A 20,776-nucleotide genomic window follows, 5' to 3' on the forward strand; every position below is an offset into this window, starting at 1 on the left:
TCATTTTATTTCTTATTCATTTCATATACCCAAATTTAACCTATATATCAGCAAACTTAAATTAAAAACCTTTCAATAGTGATGGAATCAGAAAAATGATACAATTATTCTTAGATGGTTGGACTTTTCACATGGGAGTGATCAGTAGAACATGATAAAAGACAAACTTCAACGACCGCTACATGATCTTAGAATATCTGTAACCGACAAATGTAATTTTCGCTGTCAATATTGCATGCCGGCAGAAATATTCGGTCCCGATTTCAAATTTTTAAATAAAAATGAGATATTATCATTTGAAGAAATAGAACGAGTTGCTGGCATCTTTAGCGAACTAGGTGTTAAAAAATTAAGAATAACTGGCGGAGAACCCCTTATGCGCAAAGATGTCGCAAAGTTAATTGGGCGTTTATTACAAATTAAGGGGATAGAAGATATCGGCTTGACTACTAACGGTGTTTTACTTGTGAAATACGCACAAGATTTATATAATGCCGGTTTACGTCGCTTAAACATTAGTTTAGACGCACTAAATAATGATATATTTCAAAAAATGAATGGCCGCGGAGTTAAGTCTGAAATTGTATTAAAAGGAATTGAGGCGGCACTCAAAACAGGTTTTTCTATAAAAGTTAATATGGTTGTCCAAAAAGGAGTCAATGATACGGAGATTATTCCAATGGCAGAGCATTTTAGGAAAATGGGTGTTACCCTTCGTTTTATTGAATTTATGGATGTTGGAAATTCAAATGGTTGGAACTGGGATCAGGTTGTATCCAAAAAAGATATATTTGAAATGCTGTCTAAGAATTTTACTTTAGAGCCGGTGGATCCCGATTATTTCGGCGAAGTGGCCAAAAGATATAAATACAAAGACTCCGAAGCTGAAATTGGTTTTATTACGTCTGTTTCTGAATCATTTTGCTCCACTTGTACGAGAGCTCGTATCTCTGCAGATGGAAAATTTTACACATGCCTGTTTGCAGGAAAAGGGCATGATTTACGATCACTTTTAAGAAACTGTGACGATGACAAACAGGTTCATACACAAATAGCGGATATTTGGCAAAACCGAAAGGATCGCTATTCAGACGAACGTGTTGAAGGGGCGACAACATCACTAAATAAAAATAAAATTGAAATGTCCTATATTGGTGGATAATGTAAAGCGCAAGCACCGTGTTCGGGATGTATAAATCCGCGAGGCTTGCTAATGCTGGAGCTTGCGCTAGACAATGAAGGGGGCATCCAGGAGTGGTGGAAAGAAGAAAACCTATTTGGGTGAAAGAAGCAATTGAACAAGTGATGGGATATAAAATACGTGGCGAGAAAGAGTTAATTTCAATCGATGATTGTGATGGGCGGTATTTGGCCGAACCGCTTGTAGCGGATCATGATGTTCCCCCATTTGACCGCTCGCCGTATGATGGATTTGCATTAAGAGCGGAAGATACTGTACAAGCATCTCGCGATAACCCACTTAATATAAGAGTCATTGATGAAATTGGTGCAGGTCAGGTGAGTAATAAAAATGTGGGTCATATGGAGGCAGTTAGGATCATGACGGGTGCGCAAATTCCGATTGGTGCCGACTGCGTGATTATGCTTGAACTTGTCCAAGAGGAAAAAAGTGATGATGGAACCTTTATTAAAATTAAACGTTCCTTGACGCCTGGTGAAAACATCTCTTTTCGCGGCGAAGATACTATTAAAGGAAGCCCACTCATCAATCAAGGTGTACTAATCAATCCCGGCATAAAAGCATTACTTGCAACATTTGGCTATAGTAAAGTAACGGTTGGCAAGCGCCCGGTTATTGGAGTAATTGCGACGGGAAGTGAATTATTGCAGCCAGAAGATGAACTGGTTCCTGGTAAAATTCGCAACAGCAACGGGTTTATGATCGAATCACAGATCATTAGGGCTGGAGGGCTTTATAAGCGATATGGCTCTTTTGCTGATGATTTGGAAGCTCTTCAAAATGCAATTGAAACTGCAATGGCCGAATGCGATGTTGTGATTACAACTGGAGGCGTATCTGTCGGAGATTATGATTTTCTCCCCGAGATTTACAAGCGTATTGGGGCAAACCTTTTATTTAATAAAATTGCCATGCGTCCAGGCAGTGTGACAAGTTGTGGGGAAAAAGACGGAAAGCTATTATTTGGCCTTTCTGGAAACCCATCTGCCTGTTATATTGGATTTGAATTATTCGTACGCCCAATTATAAGGTACTGGCTTCGTTCAGAACGGCCTTTTCTACGTTGTTTACAAGGGACGCTAAACATTGATTTTCCAAAACCAAATCCTTTTAGTAGATTTGTCCGAAGCCAACTAATATATAAGGATGGAAAAATATACGCAGAACCTGTAGGACTAGATAAATCTGGGGTTGTAACTTCTCTCGCATGGGCCGAGTGTTTAATAGTGCTTCCAGGAGGTACAAGAGGGTTTCAACAGGCTGATCAAGTCGATATTTTGTTACTGGACGACCAGCAGGGAAGTGAGAAACCATGGCAGGAAGCAAAGCTTTCCAAATTGTAGGCTTTCAAAATAGTGGCAAGACAACATTAATGAAAAAAATGATTTTTAATGGAACAAAAAATGGCTTGCGCATAGGGACGATCAAGCATCACGGGCATGGCGGAGTACCTGAAAAGACCGTATTGAACAAAGATACTGATAAGCATAGGGATGCAGGTGCACAAATTACTAGCGTGGAAGGGAATGGATCACTACATATAGAAGCCAATAAAAATTCTTGGGATTTAGAAGAAATCATTCATGTTTATAAAAACTTTTCTATGGACCTTATTCTTATAGAAGGTTATAAACACGCTTCATATCCTAAAGTAGTGATTATTCGAAATGATGATGACCTTTATCTATTAGAGAAATTAGTAAATATTAAAGCGGTCATTAGCTGGGTTCCCATAACATCCCACAACGCTTATGAAATTTTTTTAATAGATGATTTAGATCTGTTTGTTAAGGTGTTTTATAAAGGGATATTTGAAAATCTTGAGGTTGTCCCATAAGTGCCTAACTCATGGAACAACCTCTTTGCTATTTAAATTTGTCTATCTTAATTTGTTCTCAACGGCTTGACAAACTTCTTCAGCTGACATGCCACTTGCTTCAATGACTGATCCTTGCATAGATACTGTTTGCATACCCATCACGTTATTATCGATTCCCGATACAACACAGCAATCACAGTTTTGTACATCTGATTCATTATGAAGGGGAATAACCTCATGACCTTTTTCTTGTAAAGCTTGTTGTACGTTTGTCAACGCTTGTTCAACACCAATTTTTGCCATAAATAAATACACCTCCCTTACTGTTAGAGGTGTCCTTTTTATTATCAAAATATACAAGTATTATTGTTTAAAGAACAATATGTAAATTCGTTGTACGGGGGAATTACTATGAAAGACATCTGGGAAATCGTTATGACTAAAAGTGAGAATGAGCCATGGTGGTTTTTTGAAGGTTGGGAAAAAGATATTATCGAATCTTTTACATTTCACAATAAAGAGGCAGCCGTTCAGAAATATTTTTCTTTATTTAACCAGCTCAACAGGCAATGTGACCACTCCAAACTAAAAAACTCTTCAATGGCAGCATTTTGGAATGATGGGGACTCATTTTTTTGTGATCATTGTGATGATGACCTGCAAGTATTTTACGGACTTTTAATCATGTTAAATCATAAACCATATGTTTTATTAGAAATTGACGATCAAAAGTCGGATACGACTGTAGAAGTCCGGAAAGAGAGATGTACATATGGATACAGCAAAAGCAAGTAAACCGACACAGCAATTGGCAACAGTGTATGGTGTTTTATTTGCCATAAGTGGCGGTCATTTATTTAATGATGCCATCCAGGCAGTTGTCCCAGCTATGAATCCTATCTTTGTAAAAACTTTAAATTTATCCTATGCCCAAATTGGTTGGATTGCTTTTGTAGTTAATATGACATCTTCGGTCATGCAGCCAGTGTTCGGCTATTTTGCTGACAAGAAACCAACTCCTTTCCTTTTGCCATTAGGTATGTTTATGAGCATGCTTGGTTTAATTGGCTTTGGATTATCACCAAATTTTTACGTTATCCTTGCCTCGGTTTTTTTCATCGGGATCGGTTCGGCGGTGTTTCATCCGGAAGGATCAAGGGTTGCGTATATGGCTGCAGGGACGAGAAGGGGATTGGCTCAGTCAATTTATCAGGTTGGTGGAAACTTCGGACAATCGTTGGCCCCTTTATTTACAGCTTTTATATTTGTCCGATTTGGACAAAAGGGGGCACTGGGCTTTACAATGGTCGCATTAATGGGCATCATTCTACTTCTATTTGTATCGAAATGGTATAAATTACAGCTAGAAACAGAAATATTTAAACAAAGTAGAAAGAAGAATAGTGAAAGTGGATCACCCATTCATCCGAAAATTAAGGCCGCGATCACTTTATTAGTTTTCCTTGTTTTCGCACGCTCATGGTATTCAGCGGGGATAGGCAATTTTTATCAATTTTATTTAATTAATGATTATGGCCTGTCTATCAAACAGTCGCAATTATATATCTTCATTTTTATGATAGCTGGCGTACTTGGCACCTTTTTTGGAGGACCGCTTGCAGATCGATTTGGAAGAAGAAATATTATTTTTCTGTCCATGGCGGGTGCAGCCCCATTAACGATCTTATTGCCGTATGTTTCACTATTCTGGGTTATTCCGATCTTTTTCTTAATTGGTTTTATCATTACTTCTAGCTTCAGTGTTACAGTCGTCTATGCACAGGAGCTTGTACCAAAGAAAATTGGGATGGTCTCCGGTTTGATTGTAGGTCTCGCATTTGGCATGGGAGCAATAGGGGCTGTATTATTTGGGACTCTTGCCGATTTGTATAGTATTAAATTTGTCATGATTGTGTGTAGCTGGTTACCAGTCTTGGGGGTATTTACTTGGCTGTTGCCGAGCGATGAAAGAGTAAGTGAATTAAATATTTAACTAGAAAAAAACCCGTTATAGGAAAAAGAACGGGTTTTTTTGGATCGTGGCTTTCTATGTTAATGAATATGTTTCTTTCTAAATCTCCCTCCATGTACTTCAGAAATGTTTGCTACGGCGAGGAAGGCGCTTGAATCCAATTCATCAATAATGGATTTTAACTTTGCTTCTTCAAGTCGAGTAATGACACAAAAGATAACTCGTTTGTCATCACCAGTATATGCTCCTTCGCCTTTTAAATAAGTGACACCTCGTCCAAGCCGGGCTAAAATCGCATCCCCAATCTCTTCAGCATGATCACTAATGATCCAGGCAGACTTTGATTCGTCTAAACCTTCTATGACAATATCTATTACCTTATAAGCGACGAAGTACGTGATAATCGAATACATGGCACGCTCCCAGCTGAATACGAAGCCAGCAGTCGCAAAAATGAAAAAATTAAAAAACATAATAATTTCTCCGACAGAAAAAGGAAGCTTATTATTAAGCAGAATAGATAACACTTCTGTCCCGTCAAGTGACCCCCCATACCTAATAACAATGCCGACTCCCACACCAAGAATGATCCCACCAAAAACGGTATCAAGCAATAAGTCGTCTGTTACTACCATGACATCATGAAGGAGTATGGATGCAACAGAAAGAACGAAAATTCCGTACAAAGTTGTAAAGGCGAACGTTTTCCCAATTTGCTTATAGCCGATATAAATAAACGGAAGATTTAAGAGGAATATGATAATTCCAAGTCTCCAGCCAGTCAAATGGGCAAGGATAATCGAAATTCCTGTAATGCCGCCGTCTAAAATATGGTTGGGGACTAAAAATAGCTCGAGGGAGGTTGCCATAAGGGTTGCGCCTATAGTGACTAACAAGACCCGCCAAAAAATTGCCTTTTTCGTCAGTCTTCTATGTTTCATTTTTTCCACAATTTGTTGAGGACTGTCCATTTCATCATCCTTTCAAGTCAAGTTTCTAAAATTAATTATAGTAAACTTTATGTAAACTGAAAAACATTTTAACTTTTTACTAAAAAGTAAGAACGGTTGGGAATTAATAAAAACTACATTCTCTCTATTATATTGAAGGAATTTTCACTAAAAAAGGCGAATATGAATGATTAAATATGTGAAGAAGAGAGGATGCACTATGCAAACAATGCAAAATCAAGATAAGGTGAAATTGCAAACAATTTTGGATATGGATGCATCTCAGATGGCTAAGGAAATAGGTGCCGGAAAACTTTCATCTGTGGAAGCAACAAAGGCATATATTGAACATATTCAGTATGTTAACCCTAGAATTAATTGCTTAGTCGAGAATCGTTTTTCGCTGGCCCTTGAGGAAGCAGAAGCTGCGGATATAAAGATTCAAGAAGGAACTGCAAAAGGAACATTAATTGGCGTGCCATTTAGTATGAAAGAAGCATTCGATGTTAGCGGCATGAAAACGACTGGAGGCCTGATGCATCGGCGAGATACTATTGCACAACATGATGCAGAAGTGGTCGCAAAGTTAAGAGCTGAAGGTGCGATTATTTTAGGTAAAACGAATACGCCAGGGCTTTGCTTTTGCCAAGAAAGCGATAATAAATTGTATGGAAGAACGAATAATCCATGGAACATCGATAAGACCGCCGGAGGGTCAAGCGGAGGGGAAGCGGCGTTAATTGCTGTTGGAGGGGCTGCTGCGGGTATCGGCTCAGATATTGGCGGTTCAATCCGCTTTCCAAGCCATTTTAATGGAGTCATTGGTTTTAAATCAGGTAAAGGAAAAGTGTCACAGCATGGAAGCTTTCCGGCAGTTGAGCATCCTCTTCAAGAACGAATGTTTGGAATAGGTCCCATATCGAAAACAATTGCTGACACAAAACTAATTTACAATATTATTGCAAAAGAAGCAGCTCCGCAAGCCAATTTAGAAGAATTTAAGATAGAAATTTTGCCGAAAACCAGTTATCCATTAACTCATGAAACAGCCATTTTGATGAATAAAATTAGGGAGAAGTTAAGACGCTCGCTACAAATTGAAGAGCATATTCCTCCTTATTTTCAAGAGAGCGCTGTTATCTGGCAGGAAGCGATGTCGATTGACGGAGGTAAAACAACGGCAGAGGCAGCATTAATGCATCGAAGCTTGAACCCGGCAAAAGAATTTTTAAAAGAAAAATTAACCGGGAAATCAGACTATCATTATTATTTATCTTGGGCGCTTATTGGTACACGACTTTTTAAACCAAGTGCTAAGAGGGTGCAGGAAATAGAGAGAACGATATTGGCTGGGGATCAGTTCCTCCGTGAATACTTGAAAAAACGAATATTAATTTTACCCGTTTATCATCGGACAGCTCCTAATCATGGAGACTTATATAGAGAACTTTTTTCAATCAAAAAGACTTTTAAAATGTATATGCCTTATGTTGCTTATGCCAATACATGGGGTTTGCCAGCCCTGACTATGCCAGTGGGGAATGATAGCGAAGGGATGCCCATTGGTGTGCAGCTAATTAGTCAGAATGGGAATGAAGACGCTGTCTTTCAATTAGGTGAGATACTCGAAAACGAATTCGGTGGATACAAGCGGTGTGAAGCACATGACCGGAAAAAAGTACAGTCTTGATTTTATCTCATTTTGCATGTAAAATACCTTGTTGTAAGAGTAAAGTGTATATATTCGGGCTGTACAAATGTCCGAAACCATATCCCCCTAAACACGTTTATATCTTGCAAATATAAGTTGATAGGTGGTATTTTGCATGTCAGAAAATCAGAAGTATAGAGTTTTGTTGTATTACCAATATGTAACAATTGAAGAGCCAGAAGTATTTGCAAACAAACATTTGAAATTTTGCAAGGAACTCGGGCTAAAAGGACGCATACTAGTTGCAGAAGAAGGTATTAATGGAACTGTTTCTGGTACGTGGGATCAAACAGAAGCATACATGAACGAAATGAAAAGTGATCCACGCTTTGAAAGCATGGTCTTCAAAATTGATGAGTCAGATAAACATGCATTTAAAAAAATGCACGTCCGTCCTCGTGCTGAATTAGTAACTTTGCGCTTGGAAGATGATATAAATCCCCATGAGGTAACTGGGAAATATTTAAGTCCAAAGGAATTTTTCGAAGCGATGCAAGATGAAGACACTGTAGTTCTGGATGCACGTAATGACTATGAATTTGATCTTGGTCATTTCAGGGGAGCCATTCGTCCAGACATTAAAACATTCCGAGATCTTCCGGATTGGGTGCGTGAAAATAAACAAATATTAGAAGGAAAGAAAATTTTAACTTATTGTACAGGCGGTATCCGTTGTGAGAAATTTTCTGGCTGGCTGTTGGAAGAAGGCTTTGATGATGTGTCACAGCTACACGGGGGAATTGTCACTTACGGAAAAGACCCTGAAGTCCAAGGTGAACTATGGGACGGGCAATGCTATGTATTTGACGAAAGAATTGCTGTTCCGGTAAACCAAAAGGAACATACAATCGTTGGCCGGGATTATTTTGACGGCACTCCTTGTGAGCGATATATAAACTGTGCGAACCCCGAATGTAATAAACAAATTCTGAGCTCGGAAGAAAATGAACATAAATACATGAGAAGCTGCACTGATGAATGTCGTGTTCATCCGAGAAATTTATATATTAAAGAACATAACCTTTCAGAGGAAGAAGTAAAGGAAAGACTTCAATTACTTGAAGGGGAAATGGCGGTAAATTAAAAAATAGCTGGTATCCACTAAATAGGGTACCAGCTATTTTTTATTATTTACACGCTTTTTATTGATAGCTTTCAACTAAATCATCAATAAGTGAACCAACGTAGTCTACCGCTTTTTTTATAGCATCAGGTTTTGACATGTCTACACCTGAAAGTTTGATTAAATCTAGCGGCTTTAATGTGCCTCCTGCTTTCAGCATATCCAACCAGCGATCGACGGCAGGCTGACCTTCCTCTTTAATCATTTGTGCAGCAGCTGTTGCTACGGTTAATCCTGCTGAATAAGTATATGGATACAATCCCATATAGTAATGCGGCTGGCGCATCCATGTGAGACTTGCACCTTCATCAATTTCAACTGTATCTCCCCAGAAATCTTTCAGGACGTTTGCCTTTTGCTCACAGAACACACTGGCAGTAAGTGGCGTTCCGTTTTCAGCAAGAGTATACACTCTTCTCTGGAATTCCGCTTCCAACAAATGTGTTACAAAGTTATGGTAATACGTTCCAAGCATTTGCAGAATAACCCAACGTTTCATTCTCGGGTCGTCTTCGGCTTTTGATAAAATATGTTCCCCTAGAATTAATTCATTGATTGTTGACGGCGCCTCAATGCAATACATGGATGGTCGTGTATTAACAAGCTCTTGATTCCGGCCTGCCATATAAAAATGTCCTGCATGACCTAGTTCATGAGCAAGAATAAAGGCGCCTCTCATTGTATCCGTCCAAGTAACTAAAATATATGGGTGAACGCCATAAGGGCTCGAACAAAATGCTCCTGTTGATTTACCAACATTGTCAGCGAGGTCTACCCAACGTTCCGTCAACGCTTTTTTCATAGCTACATGGTATTCTTCACCCATGACTTCTAACGCTTCAAGGATCGTTTCAGAAGCTTCTTCATAGGTCGTTGATGGATTGAATGCAGGATCAAGTGGTGCTTTTAAATCGCAAAAGCGCATTACATCGAGACCAAGCACTTCTTTTTTCAGCTTTGCAAATCTGCGCATATGTGGTGCAAGTTCCTTCTGGATAATATCAAGCTGGTTATTGTACATCTCAAGTGTCACTTGTTGCGGTTGAAGCAGCATATGTGTCACGGATTCATATTTGCGTAGACGAGATAATGCCACTTGTTTTTTTACTTCTGTCGCATATGTTGCTGCATAGGTGTTTTTATATTGTTTTAACGTATCGACAAATGATTCGTATGCTTGACGGCGAGTGTTTGTATTTGGTGCAAGTTCATATCGGTCTTCAAAAAGAGCAAATGACATAGGAAGCTCATTGCCATTATCATCTTGAATGGAATCAAATTGCATATCAGAGGATTTACTTAACTGATAAATATTATAAGGTGCTCCCAATACTTCGCCAAGTGAGGCAAGCGCTTCTTCCGTGTCGGGAGAGAGCTTATACGGTTTTGCTTCAAGTATATCAGCTAAATATTTCGAAAACTTTTCCAAGCCCTTTTCTTCGTTTAAGTATGTATCAACCATGCCATCCGGCAAGTCCAAAATTTCAGAATGAATAAATGATAATTCCGCATTTACTTTTGCCATCATCGCAGCAACCTTCGAAGAATCCGCTTGGTTGGCGGGATCCGTTCCGTCGGCAGACTGGCGTAAACTTGAATATGTAGCAATACGAATAATCTGTTTTTGCAAATTTTCCATTTCAGTTAAACAAGTTGTCAATGTTTTGGCACCTTCACCCAGCTTACCCTTAAATTTCGTTATTTTCGGTAGCTCGCCTTCAATATCATGAAGCGCCTTTTCCCACTCGTCTCTAGTTTGAAATAAATCAGTTAAATCCCAAGTTAATTCTTCGGGAACTTCAGCCCGTGTTAATCGTTTTTCCATCGTTTGCATAAGGTGATCCTCCTTTAATTATTTCGTAAAGCTAATTAAATTATATCGGATAGGCAGTAAATAAGCTAATATTTTTAATAGTAGCAATGCATTGTAATTCCATAAAAAAATGCGATAATAAGATGTAATTGTATAGATAGAAAAGAGGAGAACTATGTTAAAGGAAAAATGGTTTAAAGTTTTCACAGCGATCATTATGATCTTTTTAATTATTTTTTTAGGAACGAAAATTAGCTTTATATTTACACCACTTGTCATTATCGTAAATACTTTATTTCCACCAATTGTTTTAGCTGGAGTCCTTTATTATTTATTAAGACCGATAGTGACACTACTTTCAAAAAAAATGCCACGGACTTTGGCCATTATCATTGTCTTTGTTGCCATTGCGGGTGGTGCTACAGGTGCCGTTTTATTAATCGGGCCAGAGCTGCAGAAGCAATTTAATCTATTACAGGAAAATATACCTAAATATACGAAACATCTTCAGCAGTGGACCTTATCGTTAACAGAAAAAGATTGGTTTATGAAGGTTCAGGAAAATGACTATTTATCATTTGAGAAAATGACAGCTGCATTTGAACAGAATGCGAAGAATATTCTCCTGGGTGCCGGTACCAAAATTGCAGGCACTGTCGGTGTAATTGCTAGTATGGTAATGGTGCTGGCATTGATTCCATTTGTATTGTTTTTTATGTTAAAGGATGGAAAGAATGCTCCGACAAATTTGATGAAAATATTGCCAAAAAAACATCAGGGAGAAGCAGAAAGTGTATTGGAAGATATGGATGAAGCGTTAAGTTCATACATTCAAGGACAATTAATAATTAGCTTCTGTGTCGGATTGTTCGCCTTTATCGGTTATTTAATCATTGGACTTGATTATGCGCTTGTTCTCGGTCTCATTGCGATGGTTACCAATGTCATTCCTTTTATCGGACCATGGATTGGGACTTTTCCGGCTTTAATTGTCGGATTGTTTACGTCTCCGTTTCAAGCATTGCTAGTTATTATCGTAGTGGTTATTGTACAGCAAGCGGAAAGCAATCTTCTTTCTCCCTTTGTCATGGGAAAAAAGTTAAATATGCATCCACTTACGATCATATTTGTATTATTAATCGCAGGTCAGTTTGGAGGCCTTGTCGGATTAATCCTAGCAGTACCGGCTTATGCTTTATTGAAAGTAATAGTCAGTCATTTATATCGATACATTAAGCTTGACTAAAATCGACCCGCATTTTAATGCGGGTTATTTTTTTGTTTATTTTTCCTCTAATATTTGTTGCTTTTATTTCACATGCTAGAAACGTTCCCTAGAACAAATAGAGATTTGGGAGGTTATCGTATGACAGTTATTACTAAAGTACAACAAACTCTTACGGGTTTGAAAACAGCTCAGGCAAGCTTGGAAGGATTCGCTCTTGATACGGATAATCAACAAGCAAAACAAATGTTTCAAACGGCTGCCCAACAAACTCAGGCAGTAATTGATTCACTGTCCCCACGTGTACAGGAAATCATGCAAGAAGAACCACAATATAACCAACAATAAACATATTGAGGGATGGAGTTGCAATATACTCTATCCTTCACTAATAAATAGATGGGGATGATTCATTGTGACAGTTTTCGCAAATGTACAAGGAACCCTTGCAAATATGAAAGCAATCCAAGCGGAATTAAGCCGTTATGCACAAGTGAGTACAGACGAGAAAGCAAAGGCTATTTTTCATGATTGCATGATAGAAACGATTGACATTATTGATGAGTTACAGCAAAGGATTGAATTTATGAAAGCAGAAGAACTGCAATATAGAAAATCTTGAGAGGAGGCAAGCAAGATGGACATACCACAATGGCTAAATATTATTATTAGATCTTCCATTCTTGTCTTTATTTTATTTTTACTTACAAAATGGCTTGGAAAAAAACAATTGTCGCATTTATCTTTTTTTGAATATATCGCCGGTATTACAATCGGCAGTATCGCAGCGGAAGTATCTACAGGATTGGAAACGAATTTCTTTCATGGTATATACAGTTTACTTGTCTGGACTGCGATTCCATTTTTTGCGGGTATGCTTGCAATTAAAAGCAAAAAAGCCCGTAATATCATCGAAGGAAAATCTACGGTCGTAATAAAGGACGGAAAAATTCAAGAAGAAACATTAACTAAAGAAAAATACTCTGTTGATGAATTGCTAGAATTACTTAGAAAGAAAAATGCATTTCAAGTAGCAGACGTAGAATTTGCGGTATTAGAATCAAACGGAGATTTGAATGTCTTGCTGAAAAAAGAGAAACAGCCTCTAACTCCTGCGGATCTACAAATGGATGTTGCTCCTGAAAAAGTCCCGCAAACCGTTATCCTTGAAGGTGAAATCGTGGATTCGGCATTAGCGGCAAGTGGTTTTACTCGGGCATGGCTTGATGTCGAATTACAAAAATTAAATGTTGCAATCGATAACGTATTCGTAGGGCAAATAGATACTTATGGGAAACTGACTGTAGATATATTTGACGATAAAATCAAATTACCACAATCAAAACCGAGGCAAAGTCTTTTGACAGCATTAAAGAAATGCCAGGCTGATTTTGAATCTTATGCACTTCAAACAGATTCGGCTGAAGCCAAAGAGATGTATAATAGGAATGCTAAAAAACTGCAAAACATCATAAAAAAATCTCAATACCTACTTAATGAATAAGAAAAACCCTTGAGGATAAGTCTCAAGGGTTGTTGGTTATGAATACATTTCTTGTAGTTGTTTTTGAAGCTGCTCATTTTCCAAGTACTCATCATATGTCATTTGCTTATCGATTATGCCTTTTGGTGTTAAATCAATGATTCGATTAGCAATGGTTTGGATAAATTGATGGTCATGAGAAGCGAAAAGGACGGACCCTTTAAAATTAATCATCCCATCATTCAATGCTGTAATGGATTCCAAGTCAAGATGGTTTGTTGGCTCATCAAGTAATAGCACATTTGCCCCACTTAGCATCATTTTCGAAAGCATGCATCTTACTTTTTCACCACCGGACAGGACAGAGGCCTTTTTCAATACTTCCTCTCCAGAAAACAACATTCTTCCTAGGAAACCGCGTAAGAAGCTTTCGCTGTCATCTTGAGGTGAAAACTGACGAAGCCAATCAACTAAGTTCAAGTCACAGCCTTCAAAGAATTCCGAGTTGTCTTTTGGAAAATACGCCTGTGATGTTGTAATGCCCCATTTAAATGTTCCTTCATCAGGCTCGATTTCACCTGTAAGAATTTTAAATAAAGTGGTTTTGGCTATTTCATTTTTTCCAACAAGTGCTATTTTGTCGCCTTTATTCATGACAAAGCTAATATTATCAAGTACTTTTACGCCATCGATTGTTTTTGAAAGACCGTCTACTCTAAGCAAGTCGTTCCCAATTTCTCGTTCTGGGGTAAAGCCTACGAATGGATAACGACGAGATGAAGGCTGAATGTCATCAAGTGTAATCTTGTCGAGTAGCTTCTTACGGGATGTTGCTTGTTTAGACTTTGAAGCATTCGCACTGAATCTCGCGATAAAAGCTTGCAGTTCTTTAATTTTTTCCTCTTTCTTTTTGTTAGCGTCCTGCGCCATACGCTGTGCAAGTTGGCTCGATTCATACCAGAAATCATAGTTTCCAACATAAACTTGGATTTTACCAAAGTCTAAGTCTGCAATATGCGTACATACTTTATTTAAAAAGTGACGGTCATGGGAAACAACAATGACTGTGTTTTCAAAGTTAATTAAAAACTCTTCGAGCCACTGAATGGCTTTTATATCAAGATGGTTTGTCGGCTCGTCAAGAAGGAGAATGTCAGGTTTACCAAACAAGGCTTGAGCTAATAGTACTTTCACTTTCTCGGAACCCGAAAGCTCAGCCATTTTTTTAGTATGAAGATCCTCGCTAATCCCAAGGCCTTTCAGTAAAATTGCTGCTTCTGACTCAGCTTCCCAACCGTTTAATTCAGCAAACTCGCCTTCGAGCTCGGCGGCCCTCATGCCATCTTCCTCGGAAAAATCAGCTTTCATATAAATCGCATCTTTTTCCTGCATGATTTCATATAAACGTGAATGGCCCATCACCACTGTTTTTAAAACTTCTTCCTCTTCATATTGGAAGTGATCTTGTTTCAAAACGGCTAGGCGCTCACCAGGTGTCATCGAGACAGTTCCTGTTTGCGCTTCGATTTCTCCTGATAAAATTTTCAGAAATGTGGATTTCCCTGCTCCATTTGCGCCAATTAGGCCGTAGCAATTCCCAGGTGTAAATTTAATATTTATATCATCAAACAATTTACGGTCGCCGTAGCGGAGACCAACATTATTTACTGTAATCAAGGTGTATCCATTCCTCCAATAGTACATTATCTAAAGTATTATAACATGTTTTTCTTTTAGATTCCTCTTATTTAAGAATGGAAGTTATCTAATTATTCCATCCTTTTTAAGTTTACCCTAAAATAAAGCTTGACCTTTATATGAAAATCCAAAAAAACCAATGAAAAATCGGTTTTTTGGATTTTAAGCTTTTTAAAAGGTAGGCTATTTTATAGAATATTGTTGATTTTCGCTCTAGGCGGACGCTTTCCGCGGGGCGGCCCGTGAGCTTCCTCGTCGCTTCGCTCCTGCGGGATCTCACGTGGACCGCTCATCCCGCAGGAGTCACCGCCTTCCGCTACAATCAACGGAACCTGCTAAAATCAATATTCAGTTTAACAGAGCCAAAAGGAAAAAGCCTCCAAAAGTGTGTTGGAATTTTATCGACGAAAAGGGCAATTATTAACTTTTCTTCAAAATTAAGCTACGGAATGCAAAAACCCAACAAGGATTTTTTAATGGATATGCTGTTTGGAATAGCGAAGGGAAAATCCATTATCAAATCCGACATTGCCAAAACACTTGAAGAACCCTTCGATACTATTCAGACAGTTAAACGGTTATTTACCCATTTAGAAGCATTTCATGAAGACGATCCATACAACAATGTGGCTGTCAATAAAAAGATTCTTGACCAGGGTGATTTCAATTAGAATCCATTTGTGTTCGTACCTTAAATAGATTAAACAGGATGCTATTATTTATATCCATGATGACTATCTTCATGTCATTTAAAACGGAGAAGCAAAATGTCTTTTTCCATACCGTTATTAGGAGGGCAAGGGGCATTAAAGCCGATGATAAATTCGGATGTTTTTATACCGATATTCATCAGGAATGAAGGCAATATTGGAAAAGGATTCTGCGGGCATTCAGCATTTTAAGTACATAGAAAAGCCGAGCGGTCTAAGCAACTTGTGCTCCAGCTTTGAAGGGACAAATTGAATAAGAAAGGTTTTTGGTGATTCTGGTACGATCTGTACTATTTTGAAACGCATTGATTGGAGTGGCGGCTGGCGACTCCTGCGGGATGAGCGTGCGGCTTGAGACCCTGCAGGAGCGAAGCGACGAAGCGGCTCAAGACACGCCCCGCGGAAAGCGCCCAGCCAGAACGGAAATCAACACCCTCATCCGAACACACCAACCTTTTTCAAAAAATGTACCAAACTGTACATTTATTTGGTGATGTCTAAAATAAGCTTCACTTTAATCAAGCAACGATTTTACTTCCGAAAAAATTTATCGCCCGCGAAATTTCTTTAGCACGGATGAAAATCGGTAAACTTAAATCCATCCTTTGCTTGCTTTATTATTAATCTGCATTATAATGGGGTTTGAGTATAATTGAATCGGCGTACCACAGGGGGAGCAAGTTGCTGAGAGTGGATGAAAAAATCCAGACCCTTTGAACCTGTTAGATAATACTAGCGCAGGGATGTGGCAGAATAAGAAATGGTGTATAACACTGTTTCTATTCCCCTATGGATACGTACGGAAAAACAAATCATAGGGGGTTTTTTTATGGGGAAAATTTCTTTGCAGGCGATGATTGAAGCGGCGATTTTTGCTGCTATGGCATTGGTGTTGGATTTACTGCCGTCAATAAAGTTTGGGCCATCTATTTCGATATCGTTTGCCATGGTTCCTGTTTTTATTGTTGCGTTTAGATGGGGAGTAAAGGCAGCATTATTTTCGGGTTTATTATGGTCGCTTTTACAGTTTGCTACTGGAGACGCTTGGATCTTAACTCCAATACAAGCAATCATCGATTATCCGATTGCTTTTAGTTTCATCGGTTTAGCTGGAATGTTAGCCCCGAGTGTCCAAAAAATGGCTGCTGAAGGAAATAGGAATGGTTTAATAATGGCTTTAACAATCGGAATCTTTATTGGAAGTTTAGGTAGGTATTTTTGGCATTTCATTTCAGGTGTTGTATTTTTTGGAAGTTATGCTAAAGAAGCCGGCAAAACACCAATTGTATATTCGTTTGTAGCGAACGGAATAACGATGTTTTTTTCATTTTTGGCTTGTACAATCGTGTTGTCCATCATCCTTGCAATGAGAACGCAATTATTGAAGACAAATAAAACGACTTATCCGTCAACTAAATCAGCTTAATAGTAAGGGCAATTTCCACCAGCTTATTTCTATTTTACTGACAAACCGATTTGGTTTATGATCCATGATAGCGTATAATAGAAATATTAATAAGAAGGGGGATCTTGCCATGGCTTATAGAAGGGGACCTCAGGAGCCTATCCCTGAAGAAGAAACAGTAGTTTGGTCATGCACAAATGAAGATTGTTCATGTTGGATGAGGGATGCCTTTTCTACAGATGAAAAAACAGTTTGCCCAATCTGCAAATCAGAGATGGAGAAAGAAACACGAGTTTTACCAGTAATTAGTTAATATAAAGTTTTTAAAACAAACAACTCCTTAAAAAACGGGAGTTGTTTTTCTTTTTATACATGAAAATAGTGCAAATGGGGGATATCAAGTAGTAGAGAAACTATAAGGGAGGACAAGTTATGAATACAAAGAATACCGGAGAGGAAATACTTCCCCATGCACCCGCTTCATTTTGGATTGAGTCAACCAAACTTGAAACGTTTCCAACCCTTGATAAAGACATCGACGTAGAAGTGGCAATCATTGGTGGTGGTATTACTGGAATTTCGACTGCCTTTAACCTTGTTAAAGAAGGTTTCAAAGTGGCTGTTTTTGAAGCAAGTTCTGTACTGAATGGCACTACTGGACATACAACTGCCAAAATTACAGCCCAGCACGGTTTAATATATGATGAATTGATCAGTCATTTTGGCGAAGAAAGTGCCAAGCAATATTTTGAAGCTAACGAAAACGCACGAAGATTTATCGAAGAATGTATTAACTTACATGGAATTGAGTGTGGCTACGGTAAAGAAGACGCGTATGTTTATGCCAGTTCAAAAGACCATGTCAAGGATCTTAAGAAAGAAGCGGATGCCTACGAGCGACTAGGGATTGACGGCGGTTTTACAGAAGAAATTCCTCTAAGTATCAATGCAGTCGGTGCTGTCGTTATGAAAAACCAGGCACAATTTCATCCTCTCCAATATTTATCTAAGCTGATTGATTTTATTAAAGAAAATGGCGGAGTAATTTACGAGCAATCAGTTGCGACCCAAATGGAAAATGGAAATCCAGCAGTTGTCCATTTTAGAAACGGAGTAAAAGTGAAAGCAAAATATGTCGTTTCAGCTTCCCATTTCCCTTTTCATGATGGTCGGGGTTATTTCGCAAGATTATTTCCAAAAAGATCATATGTGCTTGCTGTTAAAACGGATAAACCGTTTCCTGGAGGAATGTATATTAATGCAGAAAAGCCAACCCGTTCCATTAGATCAGTTACGATTAATGGGAATGAAGCTCTACTCATTAGCGGAGATGGACATAAAACGGGGCAAGGTGAACCGGAAATCAAGCATTATGAAGCTTTAGAAAAATTTGCTGTAGAAAATTTTGGGGCAAAGGAGATTATCTACCGCTGGTCAGCTCAAGATTTGGTCACACCAGATAAAGTTCCTTATATCGGAAGGATATCTGAGGGCAATGATAATGTATTCGTTGCCACGGGATATAAAAAATGGGGGATGAGCACGAGTATACTTGCTTCCTTACTAATAACGGACTTAATTATTGGCAAGGACAACCGATATACGGATTTGTTTTCTCCTTCACGTTTTGTTACAGATCCAAGCATTAAAAAGGTCGTAAAAGAAAATATCAACGTTGCAGCAAATCTCATTAGCGGAAAATTTGATCGACCGGACAAGGAATTAAAGGATATTAAAGAGGGGGAAGGTGCGGTTGTCACGATCAAGGGCGGACGAGCTGGCGCGTTTAAAACGGAAGCAGGCCAACTGTTCGTGGTCGATACGACCTGTACCCATATGGGGTGTGAGATTAACTGGAATAGCGGTGATCGTACATGGGATTGCCCATGCCATGGTTCAAGATTTTCTTATGAAGGAGAAGTAATTGAAGGGCCAGCACAAAGGCCATTGAAAAGAATTGACCCAGATAGTATTGACTATACTACCTCATGAGAACAAAGGTGCTTGAGCTATACGGAATAGGAACAATAGCGGAATTCTCTGTTGAGAATTTCCGCTATTTTTTCTGTCGATTAGCTGGATCTGCAATCATGATTGAAGAAAAGAGTTTTTGTGAATATGGGTGAGAAAAGCTGAATGAATTGTCATCATTTCTTGCTTGTTGATCAATAATTTCTCCATTTTTCATAACTAACAGGCGATCACAAAAATATTGAACGGCATGTAAATCATGTGAAATAAATAAAATAGCCATATTCATTTCCTGATTGATTTTCTTTAATAAATCAATGATATCTTTTTGTACAATGACATCCAAGTTGGATACAACTTCATCACAAATGAGTAGTTTGGGCTGTAAAAGAATGGATCTTAATAAGTTAACTCTTTGCCTTTCGCCCCCACTTAATTGATGAGGGTAGCGTTCGAGCAAATCATTGTTTAAATGAAATTTATTAAGCATATAGCTGATTTGATCTAAATGCGCTTTTTTCTCAAAAAGATTAAGATTCAATAATGGTTCTAATAAAATATTGAGTACCTTCCAAGAAGGGTTAAGGGCAGATAAATGGTTTTGAAAAACAATTTGGCAATTTTGATAAAACTTTTTATCCGCTAATTTTTTGGTTAGTTCTATTTCTTTTTTCATAAAAAACAAACAGCCGCTATCTGCTCGTTCTAGCTGCATCAATATTCTGGCAAGCGTGCTTTTACCACTTCCGCTTTCACCGACTAAGCCGACGATTTCTTTATCTGCAATTTCAAACGTAATATTTTTTAAAACATGTTGGGACTGGTGGTTGGACGTGAGCCAGCTAGATGTATGGCGATAGCTCTTATGAACGTTATCCACTTTCAGAAGCATATCGTTCTCTCCTTAGCATGTTAACAATCTGCCTTCAAGTAATTTTTTCGTATAGGGATGATTTGGGTGATCAAATATAGTTAGTGTGTTACCAGTTTCAATGACTTTACCTTCTAGCATAACGATAAGTTCATCGGCCGCTTCCGCCGCTACTCCAAGATCATGGGTTACTAGCAAGATAGACGTTCTTGTATTTTGATTCATGTTAATCAGCATCTCTATTAACTCTTTTTGTAAAATCATATCAAGTGCAGAGGTTGGTTCATCTGCGATTAACAGTATAGGTTCAGTATATAGGGCGCAAGCAACCATACATCTTTGAAGCATTCCGCCCGAAAGTTGAAAAGGGTAGTGCTCAGTGATTGCCTGTGGTTCTGTGAACTGAAGGTCTCGCAATATTTCATGAATTTTTTTCCTAAACACAGGAAATGAATGTCCAAGCTTTTTTCCGGTCAATTGATAAAGTTGGTGCTTCATTTTTATGGATGGATTAAAGCTGTTCGCTGCATCCTGAAAAATAGTGAAAATTTTTGTACCTCTTACTTGTTGCAATTTTTTCTCACTCATAGCCAATAAATTCATTCCCGAAAAATAAGCCTCCCCCATTGATGTAGCGGTTGGGGGAAGTATCCCGAGCAATGCATTAATAGACATGCTCTTTCCGCTTCCGCTTTGACCAATAATACAAGTGATTTCCCCTTTATTAACGGAAAAACTAGCCTCATCTACGGCTTTTTCCCCCTTAATATCAACAGTAAGCTTGTTAACTTGCAAAAGTTTTTCACCCATTCAAAAACCACCTT

Annotated in this window: 21 protein-coding genes and 1 riboswitch; of the genes, 15 read left to right on the forward strand and 6 right to left on the reverse strand. The window is 38.4% G+C overall.

Annotated features, from left to right (window positions below; all coding sequences use genetic code 11):
- Positions 1–151 precede the first annotated feature (151 nt).
- The 3 genes from moaA (at position 152) to mobB (ending at position 3,038) form a co-directional block, all read left to right on the forward strand.
- Positions 152–1,162 (forward strand): GTP 3',8-cyclase MoaA, encoded by a 1,011-nt coding sequence (gene moaA, locus KHA88_RS04210; protein WP_213106995.1) that lies wholly within the window; start codon positions 152–154, stop codon positions 1,160–1,162.
- Positions 1,163–1,254: 92 nt separating this feature from the next.
- Complete coding sequence (locus tag KHA88_RS04215) at positions 1,255–2,544, forward strand: molybdopterin molybdotransferase MoeA (RefSeq protein WP_213106996.1); 1,290 nt, start codon at positions 1,255–1,257, stop codon at positions 2,542–2,544.
- Positions 2,514–3,038 (forward strand): molybdopterin-guanine dinucleotide biosynthesis protein B, encoded by a 525-nt coding sequence (gene mobB / locus KHA88_RS04220; protein WP_213106997.1) that lies wholly within the window; start codon positions 2,514–2,516, stop codon positions 3,036–3,038. Before KHA88_RS04215 ends, mobB begins: the two co-directional genes overlap by 31 nt.
- A gap of 42 nt (positions 3,039–3,080) precedes the next feature.
- Here mobB and KHA88_RS04225 read toward each other — a convergent pair whose 3' ends face one another.
- Entirely contained in the window at positions 3,081–3,323 is a 243-nt protein-coding gene (locus KHA88_RS04225) for a YkuS family protein (protein ID WP_213097008.1), read from the reverse strand.
- Positions 3,324–3,431: 108 nt separating this feature from the next.
- On the opposite strand from KHA88_RS04225, the gene KHA88_RS04230 reads away from it, so the two are divergent.
- Positions 3,432–3,815 (forward strand): DUF1033 family protein, encoded by a 384-nt coding sequence (locus KHA88_RS04230; RefSeq protein ID WP_213097007.1) that lies wholly within the window; start codon positions 3,432–3,434, stop codon positions 3,813–3,815.
- Positions 3,793–5,013 (forward strand): MFS transporter, encoded by a 1,221-nt coding sequence (locus KHA88_RS04235; RefSeq protein ID WP_213106998.1) that lies wholly within the window; start codon positions 3,793–3,795, stop codon positions 5,011–5,013. The genes KHA88_RS04230 and KHA88_RS04235 overlap by 23 nt, the downstream gene beginning before the upstream one ends.
- 59 nt (positions 5,014–5,072) lie before the next feature.
- On the opposite strand, the gene KHA88_RS04240 is transcribed toward KHA88_RS04235, so the two are convergent.
- Positions 5,073–5,963, reverse strand: coding sequence for a YitT family protein (locus tag KHA88_RS04240; protein ID WP_213097005.1), 891 nt, complete (start codon positions 5,961–5,963; stop codon positions 5,073–5,075).
- Positions 5,964–6,162: 199 nt separating this feature from the next.
- Here KHA88_RS04240 and KHA88_RS04245 point away from each other — a divergent pair, with 199 nt between their 5' ends.
- Together KHA88_RS04245 and trhO are read left to right on the forward strand one after the other, a co-directional pair.
- Complete coding sequence (locus KHA88_RS04245) at positions 6,163–7,632, forward strand: amidase (protein WP_249305818.1); 1,470 nt, start codon at positions 6,163–6,165, stop codon at positions 7,630–7,632.
- Between the two features lie 136 nt (positions 7,633–7,768).
- Positions 7,769–8,737, forward strand: coding sequence for an oxygen-dependent tRNA uridine(34) hydroxylase TrhO (trhO, locus tag KHA88_RS04250; RefSeq protein WP_213106999.1), 969 nt, complete (start codon positions 7,769–7,771; stop codon positions 8,735–8,737).
- Between the two features lie 58 nt (positions 8,738–8,795).
- On the opposite strand, the gene pepF is transcribed toward trhO, so the two are convergent.
- Positions 8,796–10,610 (reverse strand): oligoendopeptidase F, encoded by a 1,815-nt coding sequence (pepF, locus tag KHA88_RS04255; protein WP_249305821.1) that lies wholly within the window; start codon positions 10,608–10,610, stop codon positions 8,796–8,798.
- 154 nt (positions 10,611–10,764) lie between these two features.
- Here pepF and KHA88_RS04260 point away from each other — a divergent pair, with 154 nt between their 5' ends.
- The 4 genes from KHA88_RS04260 (at position 10,765) to KHA88_RS04275 (ending at position 13,318) form a co-directional block, all read left to right on the forward strand.
- Positions 10,765–11,835 (forward strand): AI-2E family transporter, encoded by a 1,071-nt coding sequence (locus KHA88_RS04260; protein ID WP_213097003.1) that lies wholly within the window; start codon positions 10,765–10,767, stop codon positions 11,833–11,835.
- 120 nt (positions 11,836–11,955) lie between these two features.
- On the forward strand, positions 11,956–12,162 hold the full coding sequence (locus tag KHA88_RS04265; RefSeq protein WP_213097002.1) for a DUF1657 domain-containing protein: 207 nt from the start codon (positions 11,956–11,958) through the stop codon (positions 12,160–12,162).
- A 67-nt stretch (positions 12,163–12,229) separates the two neighbouring features.
- Positions 12,230–12,436: a DUF1657 domain-containing protein gene (locus KHA88_RS04270; protein WP_213097001.1), complete on the forward strand. Its 207-nt coding sequence runs from the start codon at positions 12,230–12,232 to the stop codon at positions 12,434–12,436.
- 15 nt (positions 12,437–12,451) lie between these two features.
- Positions 12,452–13,318 (forward strand): DUF421 domain-containing protein, encoded by an 867-nt coding sequence (locus KHA88_RS04275; RefSeq protein WP_213107000.1) that lies wholly within the window; start codon positions 12,452–12,454, stop codon positions 13,316–13,318.
- 36 nt (positions 13,319–13,354) lie between these two features.
- Here KHA88_RS04275 and KHA88_RS04280 read toward each other — a convergent pair whose 3' ends face one another.
- The gene (locus KHA88_RS04280; RefSeq protein ID WP_213107001.1) at positions 13,355–14,974 is read right to left on the reverse strand and encodes an ABC-F family ATP-binding cassette domain-containing protein; all 1,620 of its coding nucleotides are present in this window, start codon (positions 14,972–14,974) and stop codon (positions 13,355–13,357) included.
- Between the two features lie 470 nt (positions 14,975–15,444).
- Between KHA88_RS04280 and KHA88_RS04285 the strand changes: the two genes are divergently transcribed.
- From KHA88_RS04285 to KHA88_RS04300, 4 genes are all read left to right on the forward strand, one after another.
- Positions 15,445–15,666 carry a hypothetical protein gene (locus tag KHA88_RS04285; protein WP_213107002.1) on the forward strand — a complete coding sequence of 74 codons (222 nt, stop codon included), beginning with the start codon at positions 15,445–15,447 and terminating at the stop codon, positions 15,664–15,666.
- Between the two features lie 699 nt (positions 15,667–16,365).
- Positions 16,366–16,466, forward strand: a riboswitch (TPP riboswitch).
- Between the two features lie 68 nt (positions 16,467–16,534).
- Positions 16,535–17,131 (forward strand): energy-coupled thiamine transporter ThiT, encoded by a 597-nt coding sequence (thiT, locus tag KHA88_RS04290; RefSeq protein WP_213107003.1) that lies wholly within the window; start codon positions 16,535–16,537, stop codon positions 17,129–17,131.
- A 109-nt stretch (positions 17,132–17,240) separates the two neighbouring features.
- On the forward strand, positions 17,241–17,423 hold the full coding sequence (locus KHA88_RS04295; protein WP_213096996.1) for a cold-shock protein: 183 nt from the start codon (positions 17,241–17,243) through the stop codon (positions 17,421–17,423).
- Between the two features lie 119 nt (positions 17,424–17,542).
- The gene (locus tag KHA88_RS04300; protein WP_213096995.1) at positions 17,543–19,102 is read left to right on the forward strand and encodes an FAD-dependent oxidoreductase; all 1,560 of its coding nucleotides are present in this window, start codon (positions 17,543–17,545) and stop codon (positions 19,100–19,102) included.
- A gap of 64 nt (positions 19,103–19,166) precedes the next feature.
- On the opposite strand, the gene KHA88_RS04305 is transcribed toward KHA88_RS04300, so the two are convergent.
- Complete coding sequence (locus KHA88_RS04305) at positions 19,167–19,973, reverse strand: ABC transporter ATP-binding protein (RefSeq protein ID WP_213096994.1); 807 nt, start codon at positions 19,971–19,973, stop codon at positions 19,167–19,169.
- A 12-nt stretch (positions 19,974–19,985) separates the two neighbouring features.
- On the reverse strand, positions 19,986–20,762 hold the full coding sequence (locus KHA88_RS04310; RefSeq protein ID WP_213107004.1) for an ATP-binding cassette domain-containing protein: 777 nt from the start codon (positions 20,760–20,762) through the stop codon (positions 19,986–19,988).
- Between the last annotated feature and the right edge of the window lie 14 nt (positions 20,763–20,776).

It is taken from the genome of Lederbergia citrea (assembly GCF_018343525.1).
Lineage (GTDB): Bacteria > Bacillota > Bacilli > Bacillales > Bacillaceae_C > Lederbergia > Lederbergia citrea.